This is a genomic window from Streptomyces sp. NPDC059355 (genome assembly GCF_042752335.1).
Taxonomy (GTDB): domain Bacteria; phylum Actinomycetota; class Actinomycetes; order Streptomycetales; family Streptomycetaceae; genus Streptomyces.
On the sequence record NZ_JBHYXN010000027.1, the window covers coordinates 45153 to 66704 of the forward strand.

Consider the following 21552-nt stretch of genomic DNA (forward strand, 5'->3'; position numbering starts at 1 on the left):
GCTAGCTCGCACTCATCCGGAGGTATTTTTCAATGTCTGAGCCGCTCCGCGTCGCAGTCATCGTCGCAAGTGTCCGTGACGGCCGGTTCGGCCCGGTCATCGCCAACTGGTTCACCGGTGTCGCGCGTGAGCGGCAGAGCCTGGACATCGACGTGATCGACCTGATCGAGCACGACCTGCCGAACCGGCTGTCGCAGTCGCCGGACCTGGAGGTCCAGGCGCAGCTTTCCGCGGTGTCCCCGCGGCTGGCCGCCGCCGACGCGTTCGTCGTCGTCACCCCGGAGTACAACCACTCCTACCCCGCCTCGCTCAAGTCGCTGATCGACTGGCACACCACCGAGTGGCACGCCAAGCCGGTCGGCTTCGTCGGCTACGGCGGCCTCGCGGGCGGCATGCGCGCCGTCGAGCACCTGCGCCAGATCTTCGCCGAGACCCACTCGGTGACGGTCCGCGACACCGTCGGTTTCCACGGCCCGTGGGGCCAGTTCGACGAGGCGGGCAACCTCATCGACCCGACCGAGGCGGAGGCCGCGGCCAAGACCCTCCTGGACGCCCTTGAGTGGTGGGGTACCGCGCTGAAGGACAAGAAGGCCCAGAAGCCGTACGGCGGCTGAGCGCCGACCCACCACGCCCGGCCCGGCCCACCCTCCCGGGGTGCACCGCAGCTCCAGGAGGAACGATGAGTCCGCACACGACCTCTGCCCGGCCCACCGCCCCGCACCGGGCCCCGTCACACAAAGGCGCGACCGGACCGGCCGCCCCCGAGGAGGGGGGGTCGGTCCGGGGTGTGATCACGGCCATCTCCCTGCTCGGGATGCTGGTGGTGGGGCAGTTGTACGTGGCGATCCCGCTGCTGCCCGACATAGGGCGGGCCTGGGGGGTGGACCAGGCGTCGGCCACCTGGGCCACCTCGGCGTACGCGGTGACGTACGCGATCGTCTCGCTGTTCAGCGGGCCGCTGGCCCGGCGGTTCGGCACCCGGACGGTGCTGGTGGCCGGGGTGAGCGCGCTGGCGGTGGCGACCGCGTGCGTGCCGCTGGCGGACTCCTTCGGCGCGGGGCTGGCGCTGCGGGCCGGACAGGGGGTGTTCGCCGGCGTGTACGTACCGCTGGTCTACGCGTACCTGAACACGCACATGCCGGCTTCGAAGCTGCCGACCGCGCTGACGATCGTCTCCGCCTGCATGGCGGGGACCATCGTCGCGGGTCAGGTGGAATCGCAGCTGCTGGCCGCCGTCGTCGGCTGGCGGGGCACGTTCTGGGTGACCGCGCCGCTGCTGCTGGTGGGCGCGCAGATCCTGCGCCGGGTGCTGTCGTCCCAGGATCCGGCGCGGGCCACGGCCGGCGGCGCCTCCGGAGGGGCTGCCGCGCCGGCGGATCGCGGAGCCACCCGGCGGATGTGGCTGCGGCTGCTGCCCCTGTACATCGTCGGGCTCACCTGCTCCAGCACCCTGACCGCCGTTTACACGAGTGTGCAGCTCTACGGTCCGGCCTCGCTGGTCGGTGACGGCCAGGCGATGCTGACGCTGCGGGCCACGGCCATCCCGGCGCTGGTGCTGGGCGTGCTGGTGGCCCCGCTGCTGAGCCGGATCCCGGCCCGCACGCGCGGTGCCGGGGCGTTCGCCGTGGCGGCTACGGGGATCTGCGGCGCCGGGCTGTTCGGCGGTACGGCCGCCGGGCTGGCCGGGGCGATGTTCGTGTTCATGCTGGGCCTGGCGGCGATCGGTCCTGCCGTGGTGCAGGAGATCGGCGCGACGGCGGGCGTGGCCCACGGAGTCACCGCCACGGCCCTGTACGGGTTCACGCTCAACATCGGCGGCGGGGTGGGCGCACAGGTCCCGCTCGCGTTCGGCGAGGTCAGGGGTGTCGGGCTGTTCATGTCCGCGCTGCTGGGCTGCTGCGTGGTGCTGCTGGTCGTGACCGGCCGCCGCCGGCGCCGGGCGGCGTACGTGACGGACTAGAGCCGGCGCCCTCGATGGGGCGCCGGGCACGGAACAGGATCAACTCAAAGGCCCCGGCAGTCGAAAACCGGAAACGAGCGGGGGCGGTCGAAAGGGAGTGCATCTCGTCATGACGAACATCGCTGTCATCTACTACTCGTCCACCGGCTCCACCCACAAGCTCGCCGAGGCCGCCGCCACCGCGGCCGAGAAGGAGGGCGCGGAGGTCCGCCTGCTGCGGGTCGCCGAGATCGCCCCGAACGGCGAGGCCGCGAGCCGCGACGGCGCATCCGACTTCCAGAACGCCACCAAGGACATCCCCGTGGTGACCCTCGCGGACCTGGAGTGGGCGGACGGCATCCTGATCGGCACCCCGGTGCACTTCGGTCTCGCCGCCCCGCAGCTGATGCACTTCATCAACTCCACGTCGAAGCTGTCGATCGAGGGCAAGCTGCTGAACAAGGCGGTCTCCGCCTTCGCGTCCGGCTCGGCGGCCCACGGCGGCCAGGTCTCCGCGATCCTCGCCCTGCACAACGCGATCACCCACTGGGGTTCGCTCATCGTCTCCACCGGTTCGACCGACCCGGTCCTCTACAAGCCGAAGAACGGCAACCCGTACGGCGCCTCCGCCGTGGTCGGCGGCAACCCGGGCCAGGTCCCGGAGGAGAACCTGGAGGCCGCGGCCTTCCAGGCGCGCCGTACGCTCGAGGTCGCCTCCGTGATCAAGACGCTGGACGCCCGGTGATCGACAACGGGCTCGCCACGGCGTACCTGGCCCGGATCGGCGCCTCGCGCCCCGCGAAGGCGGACCTGGCGGCGCTGGCCGAGCTGACCGAGCGGCACGTGCTGACCGTGCCGTTCGAGAACCTCGACTACCACCTCGGCCAGGAGATCCACCTGGACGAGCGGGCCGTCGACAAGATCGTGCACCAGGGCCGCGGCGGTGCCTGCTACGAGGTGAACCCGGCCTTCGGGATGCTGCTGGAGGCCCTCGGCTTCCAGGTGGAGATCCTCTCGGCGCGGGTCCACCGGCCGGGCGGGCTCGGCGCTCCGCTGGGCCACCTGATGCTGCGTGTGACGGTCGACGGGTCGGCGTACCTGGTGGACGTGGGCTTCCGGCGCAACGCGCGCCGGCCGCTGCTGCTGGGCACCGAGGAGGTGCAGTACGACCCGCAGGGCGCGTTCGCCTTCGGGCCGGAGCGGCAGGGCGAGTTCGACCTGTTCCTGGACGGCGATCCGATGTACCGGGTCGACGGCCGGGCGCGTGAGCTGGGTGAGTTCCGGCCGTCGCTGTGGTGGTTCCGCACCTGCCCGGACTCGCCGTTCATGCAGGACGTGTTCTGCTCGCTGCCGACGGTCGAGGGCCGGATCACGCTGAAGGGCCACACGCTGACCAAGCGCGTCCACGGCGAGTTCACCGTGGAGCACCTCGCCGACGACACCGAGGTGTTCGAGGCCTACCACAAGCACTTCGGAATGACGCTGGACCGGCTGCCCGACGAGCCGGTACGCCCCGAGGGCTCGCCCGGCATCGCCGTCGAGTAGCCGCGGGCCCCCACCCCGTGTCCCCACCGCCCCTCCCCGACGCGTGCCGCCGGATCCCCACTCCTTCGCGGTGCGCGCTCCACCTCCCCCGCCTCCGCCAGGTATCTCCTTCCCCCCTCCCAGGAGTCACCATGACCACACTCGTCACGGCACCGGCCGAACTGCCCGATGCGTTCCTGCGCGCTTTCAACGCCCGCGACATAGAGGCGATCGACAGCCTCTTCGAGCCCGGGGCGGTACGCGTGCTGACCCCTGGCGAGGTCGTCACGGGCGAGGGCCGGCGCGATGCGACCCGCAGCTTCATGTCACTCGGCATTCCGATGAAATTGACGGTGCGCCACTGCTACGAATACGACGACTTGGCGCTTCTGCTGTGTGACTATCTGATCAAGGGCGTCAAGCCGGACGGAACTTCCGTCCTCCACGAAGGCACGGCCACGGATGTGGTGCGCCGCGGCGCGGACGGATCCTGGCGTTATGCCATTGACAACCCGCCGGGAACCGACCGCGAAAGCGCGAAGCCCTGAATCCCACAAGACAAGAGAGATTGAAGAGCCGATGACCAACGTCGCGATCGTCTACTACTCGGCCACCGGAAACATCCACAAGCTCGCGGTGGCCGCCGCCGAGGCCGCGGAGAAGGCCGGCGCCCAGGTCCGGCTGCGCCGGGTCGCCGAAATCCAGGAAGCCACCATCGCGCCCAACTTCTCGGAGTGGACCGAGGCGTTCCAGGAGCACGTCGGCGGCAGCAGCCGCGAGGTCGAGATCGCCACGCAGGACGACCTCGACTGGGCCGACGCGGTCATCTGGGGCACCCCGGGCCGCTACGGCGCCATGGCCGGCCCGCTCAAGCACTTCATCGACCAGACCTTCGAGCTGCACGCCCGCGGCGGACTGAAGAACAAGGCCATGTCCTCGTTCACGTCCACGGGCACCCAGCACGGCGGCCAGGAGTCCACCGTCCTGTCGCTGTCGAACGTCTTCTACCACTGGGGCGCGATCATCGTGCCCCCGGGCGTCACCGACCCGATCATGGTGGCGCCGAGCAACGGCAACCCGTACGGCGTGAGCGCCACGTCCGGGCTCCAGGCCGTCCCCGGCCTGCTCGCCCAGAACGTGACCGAGGACAACCTCAAGGCGGTCGGCTACCAGACCGTCCGCACCCTCCAGGTCGCCGAGGCGCTCAAGCAGGGCCTCAACAAGTAACACCCCCTGCAACCAGCGAGAACAGCAGGAACAGCAACGCACCGGCACCGGAAAGGCCCGTAGCGGGAGCATCCGCTACGGGCCTTTTCTCGCGCACGCCACAGTGAATTCCCGCCATTTCGATGGCTCGATTCCGTCGAGCTGACACAGTCAAACAACCGCCATTGGGCCCGGGCATTCTTGGTGAGAACTTGAACACATGCTCCGGATTCCCAAGAACAAGACGCCGCTCTACCTCGGCCTGGTGGCCGAGGAGGCTGCCGCCCAGTTCGGCGCCAACACCATCACGCTCGACCGCACCATGGACGCCCTCCCCGAGGTCGGCCAGGTCCTGACGGTCGCCCAATTCGCCGACCTGATCGCCGAGATGGCAAACCGCCTGTGGGCCAGTGGTATCCGGCCCAGCGAACACGTCGTCATCCACAAGACCAACAACTTCGACATCACCCTCTTCGCGTGCGCCGCGTCCCGTATCGGCGCTGTCCCGGTGATGCTCTCCGCGCACCTCGACGGGGAGACCATCAACGCGCTTCTGCAGCGGCTGCCTTCACCGACGCTGCTGACGGACGCCGCGAAGCTCACGGGCTCGCTGGCCGCCTCGCCGCTCGCCGAACTCACCGCGCGGGTCATCTCGGTGACCGAGCCGGTCGAGGGCGCGATCTCGCTCTCCGACCTGGCCGGCGCCCCCGAGCGCACGGCGGTGACGCTGCACCCCGACTCGCACGCCATCATGACCCACACCTCGGGCACCACCGGCATCCCCAAGCTCGTGGTGCACTCGGCCCGCTCGATCGGTGCCCGCCACCGCTGGCAGAACATCCCCGTACGCCTGCTGCGCCAGCGCGAGCCGATCCTGATGCACGTCTCCTACGTCCACTCGCGGATGTACCCCGGCATCGCGTCCATGATGCTGAACAACAAGCCGATGGTCTTCCTTGACGACGCCGAGCCCGCGAAGGTCGCGGACGCGATGGTCAAGTACCGTCCGGGCGTCTTCGAGACGCACCCGAACTCCTTCCTGGAGTGCGAGTCGATCCTCGACGACCCGCGCAAGCCGTTCAAGACGGTGCGCTTCTACAACTCCACCTTCGACGCCATCCACCCGGGCACGATGGACAAGTTCCTGCGGGCCTCGGAGCGCAAGAACCCCGTCTTCCTCCAGGTCTACGGCCAGAGCGAGTGCGGCCCGCTGGTGGGGCGCCCGTACACCCGCAAGACCGTCATGCAGGCCGACGGCCGCTGCCAGGGCTACTCCACGCCCGGCATCACCAAGTACCGCCTGGTGTCACGCAACGGCAAGCCCGTCACCCACGACAACCCCGGCTACATCGACGTGCAGACCTCGGGCCGGGCCCTGACCTACTACGGCGAGGGCGAGCGCTTCGAGAAGCAGCTCGACGGCGAGTGGTGGCGCGGCGGCGACATCGGCTACCGCACCAAGTGGGGCTGCCTGCACCTGCTGGACCGCGAGGTCGACCAGATCCCGACGATCCACTCGACCCTCGAGGTCGAGGACACCGTCCTGCACCGGCTGCCCGAGCTCACCGAGCTCATCATCGTGCCGGGCCCCGAGCAGGAGCCCGTGCCGGTCGTCTGCACCAAGGACGACGCCCCCCTGGACCTGGCCCGCTGGAAGCGCGCCATCGCCGACCAGTCCACGATGGCCGACCCCATCCAGATGAAGCTCGGCGAACTGCCGCGCACGGCCACCGCCAAGATCAAGCGCCTCGAGCTGGCCCGCCGGCTGGCCGACCAGGTGACCCACGAACTGGCCTCCTGAGCGAAGGCGCGCCCCGCACTCCACCGCACACCGAACACGGCCCACCAACCCCCGACCCGACCCCGGGAGCTGTACACCATGTCAACCACCCAGAACCAGGAAGGCCGGCGCAAGCACCTCGGCCTCACCCTGGCGCTGCTCGCCTTCGCCCAGCTGATCATCTCCATCGACTACAACATCGTCTACGTGGCCCTGCCCGACATCGGCAGCGGTCTCGGCTTCTCCGCCCAGACCCTGCAGTGGGTCGTCAGCGCCTACGCCGTCGCCTTCGGCGGGTTCCTGCTCCTGGGCGGCCGTGCCTGTGACCTGTTCGGCCCGCGCCGCATGTTCGTCCTGGGCCTGGCCCTCTACGCCGGCTCCTCCCTGCTCGGCGGCCTCGCCGGCACCCCCGAGGTGCTGATCGCCGCCCGCGCGATCCAGGGCATCGGCGGCGCCTTCCTCTTCCCGGCGACCCTCACCCTGGTCTCCACCAGCTTCGCCGAGGGCAAGGAGCGCAACCGCGCCTTCGCCGTCTGGGGCACCGCCGGTGGCAGTGGCATGATCGTCGGCTCGCTGCTCGGCGGCGTGCTCACCCAGTCCCTCGGCTGGGAGTCCGTCTTCTACGTCAACGTGCCGCTGGCCGGCATCGCCGCGCTGCTCGCCTTCCCGCTCATCAAGCCGGACGCCGCCCGCAACGCCGGCCGCAGCTTCGACCTGCTGGGCGCCCTGACCTCCACGGTCGGCATCACCGCGATCGTCTTCGCCCTGGTCCAGGGTCCCGAGTCCGGCTGGGCCTCCAGCGAGGTCCTCGGCGCCCTCGCCATCGGCGTGGTCCTGCTCATCGCCTTCTTCGTCATCGAGAAGAAGTCCGCGGACCCGCTGCTGCCGCTGTCGCTCTTCAAGAACCGCAACCTCACCACCGCGGTGGGCGTGACCTTCTTCTACATGGCCACCTTCGGCACCCTGCTGTACTTCCTCACCGTCTACTTCCAGGGCGTCCACGGCTACAGCCCGCTGGAGACCGGCGTCGCCTTCCTCGTCCCGATGGTCGCCATCGCCATCGGCGCCCAGACGGCCGGTGGCCTCGCCACCAAGCACGGCATCCGCGCCATCATGGTCGGCGCCATGGTCATCGGTGTCATCGGCACCGCGATCGTCGGCATCACCATGGCCACCGACGCCTCGTACTGGGCCCTCGTGCCCGGCCTGATCATCATGGGCCTCGGCCAGGGCGCCGGCTACACCCTGATGTTCGGTGCCGCCGCCATCGGCATCGCCCCCGAGGAGCAGGGCATCGCCTCCGGTGTCGCCTCCACCACCCAGCAGATCGGTGGCGCCGTCGGCCTCGCCGTCCTGGTCGCCATCGCCAACTCCGGCCTGGAGGGTCAGACGGGTGACGCGCTGCGCGCCGCCACCACCGACGGCATCCAGAAGGCGGTCTTCATCGCCGCCGCCGGCATCGTGATCACCGGCCTGATCGCCCTGGGCCTGAAGAAGCCCGAGCAGAAGGCGCAGACCGCGCCCGTCGCCGAGCGCGAGTCACAGACCGCCGGAGTCTGATCCGGCAGCTCCACGCAGCGCACGGCGAAAGCCCCCACCCCGCCGGGTGGGGGCTTTCGCCGTTGCGCTGTGTCCGGGCGGGCAGGCCGGCGGGCTGGCGGGCCGCCGGGCCGCAACGGCCGCTGGGGGGTGTCCCGGAATCGGGACACCCCCCAGCGGTACGGGGTCGGGCGGGTGCTACACGGAGGCCAGCAAGGCCTCCGCGGAGTCGGGCAGTTCGCGCCCCAGCAGGGACCGCAGCCGCGGGTAGGCCGCGGCGTCGCCGGCGAGGATCCCGCCGAGCAGGCTGTCCCCCGCCGAGTCGAGGACGAGCTTGGCGTACACCTCCCCGCCCGCGGATTCCCGTACGAATTCCAGCGCGCCCGGGGTCTGCGCGTGGGCGTCGCCGAAGGAGGCGACGTCCACACCCATCAGCTTGAGCTTCGTGGACATGTCGGCGCCCGGGAAGCGGGCCGGGCCCTCGCCGAGCAGCTGGGAGACGACGGCCTCCGCCATCCGGTAGCCCGGGGCCACCAGGCCGTAGCAGCGGCCCTCGACGGCCGCGCACTCGCCGATGGCCCAGACGTACGGGTCCGGGGTGCGGCAGTGGTCGTCGACGAGGAAGCCGCCCCGCTCGCCGCGCGGCAGGTCCGCGGGACCGGCCAGGGAGTCCTGGGGCCGCACGCCGGCGGAGAAGACGACGAGGCCCGTCTCGATGGACGTACCGTCCGCGAAGACCAGGCGGGCCACGCGGCCGTCGGCGCCCGCCTCGATGTGGCTGGTCGCCACGCCCAGGTGGGTGGTGACTCCGAGCCCGGTGACGAGCCGGTCGAGGACGCGGCCGCCGCCCTCGTCGACCTGGACGGGCATCAGCCGCGGGGCCATCTCCACGACGTGCGGGGAAAGTCCCAGCAGCCGGAGGCCGTTGGCGGCCTCCAGCCCGAGGAGGCCGCCGCCGATCACCACGCCGGTGGTGGTGCGGGTGGCGGCCTCACGGATGGCTTCGAGGTCGTCGAGGGTGCGGTAGACGCAAACGCCGGGCAGTTCCCGGCCGGGGACGGGCGGGACGAAGGGCACCGATCCGGTGGCCAGGACGAGTGCGTCGTAGGGGACGAGGGCGCCTGACTCGAGGGTGACGGTGCGGCGCTCGCGGTCAACGCCGACGGCCCTGGTGGAGGTGTGGAACTCCACCAGGGCGTCGTCGAACAGGGCCGGCTTCACCAGGCTCAGCTCGGCCGGGGTCTTGTCGTCGAGGGCGGACGAGAGCCTGACCCGGTCGTAGGCGGGGTGTCTGTCCTCTCCGAGGACCACCACCCGCCAGGTTCCGTGCCGGTCGCGGGAGCGGAGCTCCTCGACGAGGCGGTGGCCGGTCATTCCGTGGCCGATGACGACGAGGGTGCGGGTGGTCATACTCGGTGTCCTTTGCGGGGTGAGGGCCTCCGCGCCGGTTCAACTGCCGGTCGCGGCAGCGCTGGTGGAGGCCAGGGCGGTGCAGATGGACTCCACCTGACGGGCGCAGCCACCGCAGCCGGTGGTCGCTCGGGTGGCGTCCGCGAGCTCGTTGAGCTCTCGCGCCCCGGCGTGCCAGGCCTGGTTGAGGTCGTGATGGGTGACGTTGTTGCACAGGCAGATGACGGTCTCGGCCGTGATCTCGGCGGAGCCGGCCTTGGCCAGGCGGGGAGCGCGGCCCAGGAGCAGGCTGAGCCGGTCGCGCGGGACGGGCGCGTCGTGGACGTACAGCTCGGTCGTGGTGGCGATGGCCCGGTCGAAGCCGAGGAGGACCGCGGCGGTGATGTGTTCGCCGGTCAGCTCCAGGCGGGCGTAGCGGCCGTTCGCCGGGTCGTTGAGGGTGATCGTCTCGTCGGAGGGGGCGGCGCCCGGCATGCCGAGGACCACGAGGCCGGGGCCCGCGATCCGGGGTCGCAGGACGCGGCGGGCGGGGGCGACGCCGCGGGCGCCGGAGGCGAGGTGGCGGGCCAGGGCCTCGGCCTGGGCCCAGCCGGAGGCCAGGGATCCGCCGCGGCTGCCGCGGTGTTCGGCGCAGTCGCCGAGGGCGTGGATCAGCGGGTCGTCGGTGCGCAAGCAGTCGTCGACGAGGATGCCGGTGCGCACGGCGAGCCCGGCGGTGCGGGCCAGCCCGGTCTCGGGCAGGACTCCGGTGCACAGCAGCAGGGTGTCGGCGGGCACGGCGCTGCCGTCGGCGAGGGTGAGGGTGCCGGGGGCGTCCGAGGTGGCGGGGGTGTACGCGGTGGCGGGGCTGCCGGCGACGAGCTCGACGCCGACGGCGGTGAGCCGGTCGCGTACGAGGGCCCCCGCGGCCGCGTCGAGGAGGTGGTCCATCGGCCAGGGGCGGGGGTGGACCAGGGTGACGGGACGGTTCTTGAGGGCCAGCGCGAACGCGGCTTCGACACCGAGGGATCCGGCGCCCAGGATGGTCACGGGCGTCCGGGCGGCCACCACGGCCGGGTCGGTGAGCCGGGCGCAGTCGGCGAGGGTGCGCAGGACGGCGACCCCGGCGGCCGGGCTCCCGTCGGGGGTGCGCAGGCCGGGAAGGTCGGGCAGGAGCGGGGTGGCACCGGTGGCCAGGATCAGCCGGGCGTACGGGAAGACGTCCCCGTCCGCGGTGTGCACGCGGCGGCGGACCCGGTCGATCCGGACGGCGCAGACGCCGGTCCGGATCGTGGTGTCGCCGGGCGGCGGGGGCAGTTCCATGGCCTCGACCGGCAGGCTGCCGTCGAGGGCGGAGGTGAGCAGGGCCCGGTGGTAGGCGGGGGTGTCCTCGGCCCCGAGGACGGTGACGGGGTCCTCGCAGCCGAAGTGGCGCAGCCGGTCGAGGATCTGGTGGGCGGCAGGACCGTTGCCGATGACGAGGATCGGCGCGGTGGAGTGCGTGGTCATGGGCGGGCGTCCTGGAGGGGTGCGGGGCCGGTGCCCCGGCCGGATGCGGAGGCGAGCACGATGTCGGCGCCGTCGTCCTCGAAGCCTTCGTCCTCGAAGCCGTCCTCCCCGATGCCGTCGTTCCCGGCGTCCGTCTCGGGGAATTCGAGCTCCGCCGGTTCGATCCGGACCGCGCACACCTTGAACTCGGGCATGCGGCTGCGCGGGTCGAGGGCGTCGTTGGTGAGCAGGTTGGCCCGCCCGGCGCCCGGGAAGTGGAACGGCAGGAAGACGGTGTCGGCGCGCAGGGTGGGGTCCAGGCGGACCCGGGCCAGCGTGGTGCCGCGCGCCGAGCTGACCCGGGCGTGGCCGCCCTCGGTCAGGCCGGCCCGGGCGGCCGTGTCGGGATGCACCTCGACGTGCACCTCGGGGGCGGCCGCGGCCAGCTGCGGCACCCGGCGGGTCTGCGCCCCGGACTGGTACTGGGCCAGGACGCGGCCGGTGGTGGCGTACAGCGGGTGCTCGGCGTGCGCCTCCTCGGCGGGCGGGCGGTGCTCCACCTCGGCGAATCGGGCCCGGCCGTCGGCGTGGGCGAACCGGTCGAGGAACAGCCGCGGGGTGCCTGGGTGGGCGGGCTCGCCGTCGGCGGTGCGCGGGCAGGGCCAGTGCAGGGTCTCGCCCGCGTCGAGGCGGTCGTAGCCGATCCCCGAGTAGTCGGCCGGGCCGCCCCGGGAGGCGCGGCCCAACTCCTCGAAGACGAGCCGCGGTTCGGTCGGGTAGCGCTCGGGGAGGTCGCCCAGCCGGGTGGCGAGGCCGTGCAGGACGGCCAGGTCGGAGCGGGCGCCGGGCGGCGGGTCGAGCAGCCGGCGGCGGCGCAGGATGCGGCCTTCGAGGTTGGTCATGGTGCCTTCCTCCTCGGCCCACTGGGTGACGGGCAGCACCACGTCGGCCATGCGGGCGGTCTCGGAGGGCACGAAGTCGGCGACGACGAGCAGGTCCAAGGAGGACAGGCGTTCGGCGACGCGGTCGGCGCGCGGGGCGGAGACCACCGGGTTCGCGCCGAAGACGAGCAGGGCGCGCGGGCCGGTGTCGGTGCCGAGGGCGCTGAGGAGTTCGTACGCGCTGCGGCCGGGGCCGGGGATGACCTCGGGGTCGACGCCCCAGACGCCCGCCACGTGGGCGCGGGCCGCCGGGTCGGTGATCATCCGGTAGCCGGGCAGCTGGTCGGCCTTCTGGCCGTGCTCGCGGCCCCCCTGGCCGTTGCCCTGGCCGGTGAGGCAGCCGTAGCCGCCGCCTTCGCGGCCGGGCAGGCCCAGGGCGAGCGCGATGTTGATGAAGGCGGCGACGGTGTCGGTGCCCTTGCTGTGCTGTTCGGCGCCGCGGCCGGTGAGGACGTACGCCCGGCCGGCGGCGGCGAGCATCCGTACGGCCTCGCGCTGGTCGCTGACGGGTACGCCGGTGACCTTCTCGACGCGCTCGGGCCACCAGGAGGCGGCGCGCTTCCACGCGGCTTCGAAGCCGGCGGTGCGCCGGTCGACGTAGGCACGGTCGGTGTGGCCGTCGACGACGAGGATGTGCATCAGGCCGAGGGCGAGGGCGAGGTCGGTGCCGGGACGCGGCTGGAGGTGCAGGGCCGCGCGGGCGGCGGTGGGGGTGCGGCGCGGGTCGATGACGATCAGCCGGGCCGCGCTGAGGTGGCGCATCAGCGGGGGCATCGTCTCGGCGGGGTTGGCCCCGGCGAGCAGGATCACGTCGGCGGCCGCGAGGTCGGTGACGGGGAAGGGCAGTCCGCGGTCCAGGCCGAAGGCGGCGTTCCCGGCGGCGGCCGCCGAGGACATGCAGAACCGGCCGTTGTAGTCGATCTGGCTGGTGCCGAGGGCGAGGCGGGCGAACTTCCCGAGGAGGTACGCCTTCTCGTTGGTGAGACCGCCGCCGCCGAACACGCCGACGGCGTCGGGGCCGTGCTCGGCGCGGATCCGGGCGAGGCCGGCGGCCACCGTGTCGAGGGCGGTGTCCCAGTCGGTGGGGCGCAGGGTCCCGCCGGCGTCGCGGACCATCGGGGTCCGGATCCGGTCGGGGGTGGTGAGCAGGGCGGGGGCCGTCCAGCCCTTCTGGCACAGGCCGCCGCTGTTGACGGGGAAGTCCGGGTCGGGCTGGACCTCGGCCCCGCCCGCCGGTTCGTCCCGGCTCAGCAGGGTGCCGCATTGCAGGGCGCAGTACGGGCAGTGGGTCCGTACGGTCCCGGCGTCGCCGTCGCGGGCGGCGCCGGGACGTATCCGGTCAGACATGGACGTTCTCCGGGCGGGTGGCGGCTGCCGCCGTCTGCTGCCGCTGCTGCTGCTGCGCGGCCGGGGAGCCGGCCCGCTCGCGGCGTACGTACACCGCCCAGACGACGGCGGCGCAGACCGCGTAGTAGCCGAGGAAGGACAGGAAGGCGGGGGTGCCGTTGCTCGCGCCGCCGCTGTAGGCGCCGCGGAAGGCGAGGTTGATGGCGACTCCGCCGAGCGCGCCGATCGCGCCGGAGATGCCGATGGCGGCGCCCGACAGGCGGCGGGCGGTGGCGAAGGCACGGGTGGCGTCCTCGCCCCGGACGATGCGGGCCTCGGCCTGGCGGGTGAAGGCCGCGGGGATCAGCTTGTAGGTGGAGCCGTTGCCGATGCCGCTGAGGACGAACAGGGCGGTGAATCCGGCGATGAAGATCGTCAGGGAGTCGCGTGCGGAGGCGAGGAGCAGCACAACGGTGCCGGCGCCCATGCCGGCGAAAGTGATGAGGGTGATGCGGGCGCCGCCGAAGCGGTCGGCGAGCCAGCCGCCGAAGGGGCGGGAGAAGGAGCCGAGCAGCGGGCCGAGGAAGGTGTACGAGGCCGCCTGCAGCGGCGTGGAGCCGAACTGGGTCTGCAGGACCAGCCCGAAGGCGAATCCGTAGCCGATGAACGAGCCGAAGGTGCCGATGTAGAGGAGGGAGATGAGCCAGGTGTCGCGCTGGGCGAGGGCCTCGCGCTGGGCGCCCGGGTCGGTCCGTACGGTCGCGATGTTGTCCATCTTGAACGCGCAGACGAGGGAGACGAGCGCGATGAGCGGCAGGTAGAAGGCGGCGATGTACGCCGGGTGGGTGTCGCCCGCGGTGGAGATGACGAGCAGGCCCAGCAGCTGGACGGCGGCGACGCCGAGGTTGCCGCCGCCCGCGTTGAGGCCGAGGGCCCAGCCCTGGTGGCGGCGCGGGAAGAAGCCGGTGATGTTGGTCATCGAGGAGGCGAAATTGCCGCCGCCGACCCCGCCGAGGGCGCTGATCATCAGGAACACCCACAGCGGGGTGCCGGGGCGCTGGATGAAGATCACGGTGAGCGTGGCCGGCACCAGCAGGATCGCCGAGGCGAAGACGGTCCAGTTGCGGCCGCCGAAGCGGGTGACGGCGTAGCTGTACGACGGGCGCAGGAGGGCGCCGACGAGCGTGGGGGTGACGACCAGGAGGAACTTCTCGTCGGGCGCGAAGCCGAGGCCGATCCCGGGCGTCATGAACAGCACCAGGACCGACCACATGCTCCAGATGGAGAAGCCGACGTGCTCGGAGACCACCGACAGGTAGAGGTTGCGCAGGGCGATGCGCTTGCCGCCCCGCTCCCAGTACTGCTCGTCCTCGGCGTCCCAGTCCTCGATCCAGCGCCCCTTGGCTGATCGCGTGGCTGTTCTCTCGGCACTCATGACCTGGTTTCTCCCTTGTCTGTCAGGCGGTTGGTCCGCGGGGCGGCGACTGCGGTACGTCGGCCAGCGCGCGGTCGACGAGTGCGCCGGCGGCGCCGCTGTACCCGGCCGGGTCGCACAGCTGCGCGATGTACTGCGCGTCGAGTCCGTGCCCGGCCCCGGACATCCCGGTGAGCACGGCGCCCAGGGGGCGCCCGCTCTCGGCGGCGGCGGCCGAGGCCTCGGTCAGCAGCTGCTTCGCGGCGGCCTTGCCCAGGCGCGGGGCGAGGCGGGCCGCTATGCGCTCGGAGACCACCTGGCCGCCGGTGAGGTCGAGGTTCTCCCGCATCCGGCCGGCCCGGACTTCCAGGCCTTCGGCGAGTTCGACCGCGGTGTGGGCGGCGCCGCCGGTCAGGCGCAGGCACTCGCGCAGCAGTTGCCATTCGGCGTGCCAGACGCCGGCGGCGCGCTCGTCCTCGGTGACCAGGCACTGGGTGAGCCCGGCGGCGATCACCGGGACCTGGAGGGCCGCCGCGCGGATCAGCGTGGCGAGCACCGGATTGCGCTTGTGCGGCATGGCGGAGGAGCTGCCGCGGCCGGCGACGGTGGGTTCGGCGACCTCGCCCACCTCGGTCCGGGTCAGCGCCTGCACGTCGACCGCGATCTTGCCGAGGGCGCCGGCGGTGAAGGCCAGCGCGGCGGCGAGATCGGCGAGCGGGGTGCGCAGCGCGTGCCAGGGCAGCACCGGGCGGGCGAGTCCGGTCTCGGCGGCGAAGGCGTCGACGAGCCGGTCGAGGTAGGGGTGGGCGGTGTCGGCCGCCACGTCGGGGCGGTCGATGTCGGCGTATTCGAGGTAGCCGGCGAGGGTGCCGGCGGCCCCGCCGAGCGAGACCGGCAGGCCCTCGTCGAGGACTCGGGCGAGGCGGGCGTCGGCGTCGAGGACGAGGGCCCGCCAGCCCGCGGCCTTGAGTCCGAAGGTGGTGGGGACGGCGTGCAGGGCCAGGGTGCGGCCCGGCATCAGGGTGTCGCGGTGGGTGCGGGCGAGGCCCGCCAGGGCCTGCGCGGTCCGGGCGAGGTCCGCCCGGACCAGGCGCAGGGCCCTGGTGGCCACCAGCATGGCGCCGGTGTCGAAGATGTCCTGGCTGGTGGAACCCCGGTGGACGAAGTCCGCGGCTTTCGGATCGATGCCGCGGACCACCGCGGTGAGGGCCTGGACCAGGCCCACCACCGGGTTCGCGGTCTCCCGCGAGGCGAGCGCGAGGGCCCTCAGGTCGAACCGCTCGGCCCGGGCGGCTTCGGTGATGACGGCCGCGGCTTCCCCCGGGAGGGTGCCGAGGCTCGCCTGGGCCCGGGCCAGGGCGGCCTCGGCGTCGAGCATGGCCTGCAGCCATGCCCGGTCGCCGACGGCCGCCTCGACCGCGGTGCCGGCCCGCACCGGAGACAGCAGGCCTGCGTCCACGAGAAGGCCCTCGTCGGTCATACGATCACGCCGGGCAGCGTGTCGTCGGCCGGCTGGTCGGCCACCGCGCGGATCCCGGCCGGCAGGCTCGCGACCGGCGGCAGGGCCAGTACGGCGCGGGCGATGGCGTCGGAGTCGCCGAGCGTCACCGAGTCCACGCCGGGCCGGATGCCGGCCGCCGTGACCCAGTGGACGGACTCGGTCGGCACCCCGTAGGCGAAGCGGCGCGCGTGGGCGGTGCCGCGGGCGTCGATGAGCCGGTACGGGCGCTCGGTGACCGCGAGGCCGCCGGTCTGGTAGCCGCCCTGCTCGCCCGATATGACGTACGGCTTGGCCTGGTCGGTGTCCAGCAGGTGCTGGAGCAGCGGGTCGGAGGTGCGCCGCAGGTCGGGCTCGGGCAGCCGGGACTCGATGAGCACCTGCGCCTTGATCTGCGGGCCGGGCACCGAGGTGGACGCGGCCACGTACGTCTGGGCGTCGGTGTCGATGCGGACCTGGGTGCCGGGGCCCGTGATCGTCAGGATGCCGGCCTCGATGAGGGCGATCATCTCCTCGATGCGGGTGGCCGGCGGGCCGATGGAGAGGAAGCCGTTGAGCGGGGTGTACCAGCCCTCCAGGTCGTCGCGGTGCGAGTCCCCGTCGAGGCCGCCGTGGTCCACGGCGAGCCGGACCTCGTTGCGCAGGTCGCGCAGGACGTCCAGGGCCGACTTGACCGGGCCGCTCAGGTTGCCCTGGCGGGCGGCTACGACGTCGGCCGCGAGGTACTCCACCAGCCAGGCCTGGAAGGCGTCGCGGTCGGCGAACTGCGTGTCGCCGTACGGGACGGAGAGCTTCTCCCAGCTCCAGTGCTGCTCCTCGGGGATGTCGTACTCGGCGAGCAGCCAGGAGCGGCCCTCCGCGTCCTCGGTCTCCAGGTAGCGCTCGGCGAACGCCTCGCGCTCCTCCGGCCGGCCGTTGGCGGCGAGCAGGGCGCCGTAGTAGACGCTCTCGACCTCCAGGGAGATGAAGGGCCAGAGGTCGTCCTTGAAGGTGACCCGGCCGCCGGAGGCGGCCCGCTCGCGCAGGGCGCGCACGTAGTCCGGGGTCAGCAGCTTGGGGAAGTAGCGGCCGTACGCGCCCTTCTCGTTGTCGCCGCGGGCGTGGTACGGGATGCCGCGCCGGGAGAAGGCGTAGAGCCGGGGCTCCTGCCCCGACGGCTGGTAGGTGAGCTTGCCGTCCTCGTCGCGGACGAAGGAGCCGCCGCGGCCGTGGCTGAACAGCGCCATGTAGTCGAAGAAGTTCAGCCCCAGGCCGCGGACGAGCACCGTCTGGCCGGGCTTGATCGCCGCGAGGTCCTTGTCGGCGGGGTTGCCCGGCGTCAGGTAGGTCAGGTAGTGGATGCGCGCCAGGGATGCGGTGCGCGCCTCGCGCGGGGTCAGCCGGGCCGGGACGTGACCCTGGGCCAGGATGATCGCGTCGAGGTCGTTGAGGCGGGTGCCGTCCTGGAGCCGGACGCCCTGCGGGCCGCCCGAGATGCCGAGGGTGTCGGCGATGGCCACGGCGCGCGAGCGGTGGACGTGGACGGTGACGTGCTTGGGGGCGCCGACGATGACGCGCTGGAAGCACTCGCTGAGGTAGTTCCCGTAGAAGGCGCGGGTGGGGTAGGTGTCCGGGCCCATGGCCGCGGCCTCGGCGAGGGTGCCCTCGTCGTAGTCGCCGAACTGACCGAGTACGGAGAGGGACTTGGCCCACTCGAACAGGGTCGGACCGGGCTCGATCGGACCGTCGATCTTGCAGCTGTCGTCGGTGTAGACGGTGATCTGGCAAGCGACGGTGTTCATCAGCAGGTGGCGGGACTGGCCGGAGCGCCAGACCTGGCCGGCTCCGGGCGCGGCCGGGTCCACGACGTGGATGGCGACCGAGTCGTGAACGGGGTTCTCCCGCTCGTTGGCGACCAGGCGCTCGACGACGGACAGGCCGCGGGGGCCTGCGCCGACGACGGCTATCTCAACGGACGAGCTGCTCATGCGATATCTCCGATGCGGTAGGGATGCAGGGTGGGAGCCGGGCCTGTGCGGGGGTGGGCCGGGCGCGGTGGCGCTGCGGGCTTCACCGGGCGCTCAGGCGGCGTCGGCCTTGACCTCGGTTCCGGTTGCGGCTTCGGCTTCGGTGTCCGTGCCGGCCTCGTCTTCCGACCCGCCTGCGACCAGGCGCGCGAGTTCGAGGCGCTTGATCTTGGTGGTGGCGGTCTGCGGGACGTCTTCGAGGCGCCACTGGACCGGGGCGGCGAGCTTCGGCAGGCCGATGACCGCGGACTTCCACGCGATCAGGTCGAGCGGCTTGTCGTCGCGCGTGCAGACCACGGGGACCGGGACGCCGTCGGGGCCGGGGATGATGATGACCTCGATCAGCTCGTGCAGCCGGGTGAAGAGCTTGTCCTCGATCTCCAGGGTCGAGCCGATGCCCGGGATCTCGTCGACCTCGCGGTCGAGCAGGTGCAGGCAGCCCCACTTGGTGCGGTAGCCGAGGTCGCCCATGCGCCACCAGCCGTCGTGGACCTGCTTCTCCCAGCGCTCGTGCTCGGAGAGGTAGGTGATGATGCGGCCGTCGGACTTGATCTCGATGAAGCCGGGGTTCGTCTTGGTGACGGGGTTGCCGTCGCGGCTGACGACGCGGACACCGGTCATGCCGGGGAACGGGGATCCCACGCAGCGGCCGTCGAAGTCGGAGCCGCCCTTGCGGGTGTAGGTGCGGGCCGCGATGGGGCCGACCTCGCTCTGGCCGTAGGCCTGGGCGAAGAGCGCGTTCTTCCGCTTGCTCGCCTTGAGCAGGATGCTGACCGTGCGCGGGTGGATCGCGTCGAAGGTCGAGCTGAAGTACTTGACGTTGGCGAGGGGGCCGCGGGGGTCCTCGGCCAGCGCCTCCCAGCGCAGGAACGTGTTGGGGTGGGCCTCGATGAACCCGGGCGGGACCTGGGCGAAGATGTCGCCGACGGTCTCCGGGTCGTCCTCCTTGAGCACGATCAGGGTGTGGCCCTGGAGGATCGAGATCGGCATGGCCGTGAACATCCGCGAGTGGACGAACGACACGTGGACCGCGACCGGTTCGCGCTTGGGCACGGCCGAGAAGACGGTCGCCTGCGGGCGGTAGCGGGCCTCGAAGGTGTGGCCGGTGTGGACGGCGAGCTTCGGGGTGCCGGTGGTGCCGGAGGTGTGCGTGATCAGGGTGGGGTGCTCCGGCGGCATCGGGATGGCCGGGACGCGGGTGGCACCGGCGAGCGAGGCCAGTTCGACGGCCTTGCCGAAGGAACCCTTGGTCAGCAGTACCTGGGCCGTGATGTCGAAGATCTCGGCCGGCAGGTTGTTGTCGAGCTTTTCCTGGTCGGTGATCAGGAAGGGGTGGTCGATGCGGCGGACGAGCGTCGCGACCGTCTCGCCGTCCAGCTTCGGGGACAGCAGGGCCGGGATCGCGCCGATGCGGGCGATCGCGCAGGCCAGCAGCGAGATGTCGAAGCCGTCGGACTTGTGCACGACGACGTGGTGGTTGGGCCGTACGCCGACCGACCACAGGCGGGAGGCGAAGTCGTCGATCAGGTCCGCGAGTTCGGTGAAGGTGGGGCGGCGCCCGAGCTGCGGGGCGATGTCCAGGTCGTGGTCCATGACCACGAGGCCCGCGGGGGTGCGGGCGGCCGCTCGGTCGAAGAGCGTACCCAGCCGGATGCCCTTGTTTCCTATGCGCTGGAGAAGCATGGCCTCGTTCTCTCAAGAGTGTCTTCGGTGGCGTACGGGGAGTGGGCCGGCACCGGGAGGGAGGCCGGTGCCGGCGTCCGGGTGCGACAACGCAGGCTCAGCGGCCTTCGACGACGTCGCGGATGCGCGCGAGGGTGGCGTCGAGGTCACCTTCGAGCTTCTCGGTCCAGTCGGTGATGAACTGCTTGCGCTGGACCTCGTCGAGATCGGCGACGATCTTGTGGATGCCGGCCGTCGCCTTGCCCATGCGGAAGTGGTGGACGAGGACCGAGCCCTGCTGGGCCGGCTCGATGTCGAAGCCCCAGATGGACTCCTGGTCCTCCTGGGCGTGGGTCAGCATCACCCAGCGGAAGGTGCGGCCGGGCTCGGCCGCCGTGATGCGGGCCTCGGTGTACCAGGTGCCGCGGACCAGCGGGGCCCAGCCGACGACGTCCTCGGCGCGCAGGTTCTCGCCGCGGAAAATCGCGCCGACGCTGGAGGGCTCACCGGAAATCCACTCGCCGCCCTGGCATTCCGGGCTCCACTCGGCGCTCCGGGTCAGGTCGCTGACGACGTCGTAGATCTCCTGCGCGGTGGCCGCGACGGGAATGTCCGCGCGGACCTCGAAAAGCGGGGTCGAATCGATGATGGAGTTCGTCATGGCCGAAATACTGCTGCGCGCGCATTCGCCGCTCAAGGCTCTTATCGCGGGTCCATCAGGTCTTTTACCCGTGTATTGCACAAGGAAAATGAGGACATGCCGGACCGGCGCCGCGATAATGGTTCCACGGCGCCGCCGACAGTGTTTTTCCGCAGCTTTGTCCGTCAGGAACGGGCGCGCAGCACCAGCTTTCCCGTCACCTTGCCCTCGTCCAGCAGGCGGTGCGCCTCGGCCGCTTCCGACAGCGGCAGCACCTCGGTGCCGCGCGGCCGCAGCAGCCCGGCCGCCGTCAGCCTGTTGACGTGGGCCGCCGCCGCGGCCAGCCGGCCGGCGGTGGCGTGCGAGATCGCGAAACCGCGGACCGAACAGTCCTTGAGGTAGAGCGGGCCCACGGGCAGCACGGGACGGGTGCGCATCCCCGAGAGCAGCACGATCCGCCCGCGGCTCGCGAGCAGGTCCACCGCGGTCTCCAGGTCGTTGCGGGCCGAGGTGTCGATGTGGATGTCCACCCCGCCCGGGGCGAGCTCGCGGACCCGGCCCGGCACGTCGGGGTCGTTGTAGTCGATGACCTCGGCCGCGCCGAGCTCCCGTACGTAGTCGAAGTCGCGCGGCGAGGACGTCGCGATGACCCGGGCTCCGGCGTGCGCGGCCATCGTGACCAGCGCACTGCCCACGTTGCCCGCGGCCCCGAGCACCAGGACGGTGTCGCCGGCGGTGACCTGGCCCTGGTCGAAGAGGGCGAGGTAGGCCGTGACGGCCGGGTGCGCGAGGGCGACCGCGTCGACCGGGTCCACCCCCTCGGGCAGCGGGTAGAGCCGCTCGGCCGGGACGACTGCCAGCTCGGCTGCGGCGCCCTGGCGGCCGTCGTGCCCGAGGCTGTTGCACCAGACCCGGTCCCCCGGTGCGAAGCGGTGGGCGACCGCGGGACCGGCGGAGCGCACGGTCCCCACGAGGTCCCGGCCGATCACGAAGGGGAAGTCGAGCGGGGTGCGCCAGGCACCCGAGCGGACGAAGGTGTCGACGTGGTTGACGGAGACTACGTCGACCTCGACGAGCACGTCGGACGGCCCCGGCTGCGGAGCGGGCAGCTCACCGAAGCGGATGAGCTCCGCGGGACCCAGCTGTTCGATATAGGCGGCATGCATGGTCCGGATTCTGTTCGCAACGGCCGTCCCGGGA

Annotated in this window: 17 protein-coding genes; 8 read left to right on the forward strand and 9 right to left on the reverse strand. The window is 72.1% G+C overall.

Annotated features, from left to right (window positions below; genetic code table 11):
- The first annotated feature begins 32 nt into the window (after window positions 1-32).
- From ACFXGI_RS24545 to ACFXGI_RS24580, 8 genes are all read left to right on the forward strand, one after another.
- On the forward strand, window positions 33-614 hold the full coding sequence (locus ACFXGI_RS24545; RefSeq protein WP_384710406.1) for an NADPH-dependent FMN reductase: 582 nt from the start codon (window positions 33-35) through the stop codon (window positions 612-614).
- Between the two features lie 173 nt (window positions 615-787).
- The gene (locus tag ACFXGI_RS24550) at window positions 788-1960 is read left to right on the forward strand and encodes an MFS transporter (RefSeq protein WP_384710409.1); all 1173 of its coding nucleotides are present in this window, start codon (window positions 788-790) and stop codon (window positions 1958-1960) included.
- A gap of 109 nt (window positions 1961-2069) precedes the next feature.
- A complete protein-coding gene (locus tag ACFXGI_RS24555) occupies window positions 2070-2684 on the forward strand; it encodes an NAD(P)H-dependent oxidoreductase (RefSeq protein WP_229337245.1) in 615 nt (204 codons plus the stop codon).
- Window positions 2681-3484 (forward strand): arylamine N-acetyltransferase, encoded by an 804-nt coding sequence (locus ACFXGI_RS24560; RefSeq protein WP_384710412.1) that lies wholly within the window; start codon window positions 2681-2683, stop codon window positions 3482-3484. Before ACFXGI_RS24555 ends, ACFXGI_RS24560 begins: the two co-directional genes overlap by 4 nt.
- A 131-nt stretch (window positions 3485-3615) precedes the next feature.
- Window positions 3616-4011, forward strand: a complete 396-nt coding sequence (locus ACFXGI_RS24565; protein ID WP_384710415.1) for a YybH family protein — start codon at window positions 3616-3618, stop codon at window positions 4009-4011.
- 31 nt (window positions 4012-4042) lie between these two features.
- Window positions 4043-4690: an NAD(P)H-dependent oxidoreductase gene (locus tag ACFXGI_RS24570; protein WP_030869799.1), complete on the forward strand. Its 648-nt coding sequence runs from the start codon at window positions 4043-4045 to the stop codon at window positions 4688-4690.
- Between the two features lie 199 nt (window positions 4691-4889).
- Window positions 4890-6470, forward strand: a complete 1581-nt coding sequence (locus ACFXGI_RS24575; RefSeq protein ID WP_384710418.1) for a class I adenylate-forming enzyme family protein — start codon at window positions 4890-4892, stop codon at window positions 6468-6470.
- 78 nt (window positions 6471-6548) lie between these two features.
- On the forward strand, window positions 6549-8009 hold the full coding sequence (locus ACFXGI_RS24580) for an MFS transporter (protein ID WP_384710421.1): 1461 nt from the start codon (window positions 6549-6551) through the stop codon (window positions 8007-8009).
- A 177-nt stretch (window positions 8010-8186) separates the two neighbouring features.
- Here ACFXGI_RS24580 and ACFXGI_RS24585 read toward each other — a convergent pair whose 3' ends face one another.
- The 9 genes from ACFXGI_RS24585 to ACFXGI_RS24625 all read right to left on the reverse strand — a co-directional run bounded on the left by ACFXGI_RS24585 (window position 8187) and on the right by ACFXGI_RS24625 (window position 21518).
- On the reverse strand, window positions 8187-9398 hold the full coding sequence (locus ACFXGI_RS24585; protein ID WP_384710424.1) for an NAD(P)/FAD-dependent oxidoreductase: 1212 nt from the start codon (window positions 9396-9398) through the stop codon (window positions 8187-8189).
- 39 nt (window positions 9399-9437) lie between these two features.
- A complete protein-coding gene (locus ACFXGI_RS24590; RefSeq protein ID WP_384710427.1) occupies window positions 9438-10886 on the reverse strand; it encodes an FAD-dependent oxidoreductase in 1449 nt (482 codons plus the stop codon).
- Window positions 10883-13153 (reverse strand): molybdopterin oxidoreductase family protein, encoded by a 2271-nt coding sequence (locus ACFXGI_RS24595; RefSeq protein WP_384710430.1) that lies wholly within the window; start codon window positions 13151-13153, stop codon window positions 10883-10885. The genes ACFXGI_RS24590 and ACFXGI_RS24595 overlap by 4 nt, the downstream gene beginning before the upstream one ends.
- Window positions 13146-14567 (reverse strand): MFS transporter, encoded by a 1422-nt coding sequence (locus tag ACFXGI_RS24600; RefSeq protein ID WP_384710432.1) that lies wholly within the window; start codon window positions 14565-14567, stop codon window positions 13146-13148. The genes ACFXGI_RS24595 and ACFXGI_RS24600 overlap by 8 nt, the downstream gene beginning before the upstream one ends.
- 22 nt (window positions 14568-14589) lie before the next feature.
- Window positions 14590-16026, reverse strand: a complete 1437-nt coding sequence (gene pcaB, locus ACFXGI_RS24605; protein ID WP_384710435.1) for a 3-carboxy-cis,cis-muconate cycloisomerase — start codon at window positions 16024-16026, stop codon at window positions 14590-14592.
- Window positions 16023-18011, reverse strand: coding sequence for an FAD/NAD(P)-binding protein (locus ACFXGI_RS24610; protein WP_384710438.1), 1989 nt, complete (start codon window positions 18009-18011; stop codon window positions 16023-16025). Before ACFXGI_RS24610 ends, pcaB begins: the two co-directional genes overlap by 4 nt.
- A 93-nt stretch (window positions 18012-18104) precedes the next feature.
- Window positions 18105-19733, reverse strand: a complete 1629-nt coding sequence (locus ACFXGI_RS24615) for a class I adenylate-forming enzyme family protein (RefSeq protein WP_384710441.1) — start codon at window positions 19731-19733, stop codon at window positions 18105-18107.
- A gap of 97 nt (window positions 19734-19830) precedes the next feature.
- Window positions 19831-20373, reverse strand: a complete 543-nt coding sequence (locus ACFXGI_RS24620) for an SRPBCC family protein (RefSeq protein WP_053691880.1) — start codon at window positions 20371-20373, stop codon at window positions 19831-19833.
- Window positions 20374-20537: 164 nt separating this feature from the next.
- The gene (locus ACFXGI_RS24625; RefSeq protein WP_384710445.1) at window positions 20538-21518 is read right to left on the reverse strand and encodes an NADPH:quinone reductase; all 981 of its coding nucleotides are present in this window, start codon (window positions 21516-21518) and stop codon (window positions 20538-20540) included.
- Window positions 21519-21552: the final 34 nt, after the last annotated feature.

Bases quoted from the DNA above. Each gene is read 5' to 3' on its own strand.
- ACFXGI_RS24625 (WP_384710445.1), bottom strand. From the start codon at position 21,518: ATGCATGCCGCCTATATCGAACAGCTGGGTCCCGCGGAGCTCATCCGC.
- ACFXGI_RS24590 (WP_384710427.1), bottom strand. From the start codon at position 10,886: ATGACCACGCACTCCACCGCGCCGATCCTCGTCATCGGCAACGGTCCT.
- ACFXGI_RS24575 (WP_384710418.1), top strand. From the start codon at position 4,890: ATGCTCCGGATTCCCAAGAACAAGACGCCGCTCTACCTCGGCCTGGTG.
- ACFXGI_RS24580 (WP_384710421.1), top strand. From the start codon at position 6,549: ATGTCAACCACCCAGAACCAGGAAGGCCGGCGCAAGCACCTCGGCCTC.
- ACFXGI_RS24620 (WP_053691880.1), bottom strand. From the start codon at position 20,373: ATGACGAACTCCATCATCGATTCGACCCCGCTTTTCGAGGTCCGCGCG.
- pcaB (WP_384710435.1), bottom strand. From the start codon at position 16,026: ATGACCGACGAGGGCCTTCTCGTGGACGCAGGCCTGCTGTCTCCGGTG.
- ACFXGI_RS24545 (WP_384710406.1), top strand. From the start codon at position 33: ATGTCTGAGCCGCTCCGCGTCGCAGTCATCGTCGCAAGTGTCCGTGAC.
- ACFXGI_RS24570 (WP_030869799.1), top strand. From the start codon at position 4,043: ATGACCAACGTCGCGATCGTCTACTACTCGGCCACCGGAAACATCCAC.
- ACFXGI_RS24610 (WP_384710438.1), bottom strand. From the start codon at position 18,011: ATGAGCAGCTCGTCCGTTGAGATAGCCGTCGTCGGCGCAGGCCCCCGC.
- ACFXGI_RS24555 (WP_229337245.1), top strand. From the start codon at position 2,070: ATGACGAACATCGCTGTCATCTACTACTCGTCCACCGGCTCCACCCAC.
- ACFXGI_RS24600 (WP_384710432.1), bottom strand. From the start codon at position 14,567: ATGAGTGCCGAGAGAACAGCCACGCGATCAGCCAAGGGGCGCTGGATC.
- ACFXGI_RS24565 (WP_384710415.1), top strand. From the start codon at position 3,616: ATGACCACACTCGTCACGGCACCGGCCGAACTGCCCGATGCGTTCCTG.
- ACFXGI_RS24585 (WP_384710424.1), bottom strand. From the start codon at position 9,398: ATGACCACCCGCACCCTCGTCGTCATCGGCCACGGAATGACCGGCCAC.
- ACFXGI_RS24615 (WP_384710441.1), bottom strand. From the start codon at position 19,733: ATGCTTCTCCAGCGCATAGGAAACAAGGGCATCCGGCTGGGTACGCTC.
- ACFXGI_RS24595 (WP_384710430.1), bottom strand. From the start codon at position 13,153: ATGTCTGACCGGATACGTCCCGGCGCCGCCCGCGACGGCGACGCCGGG.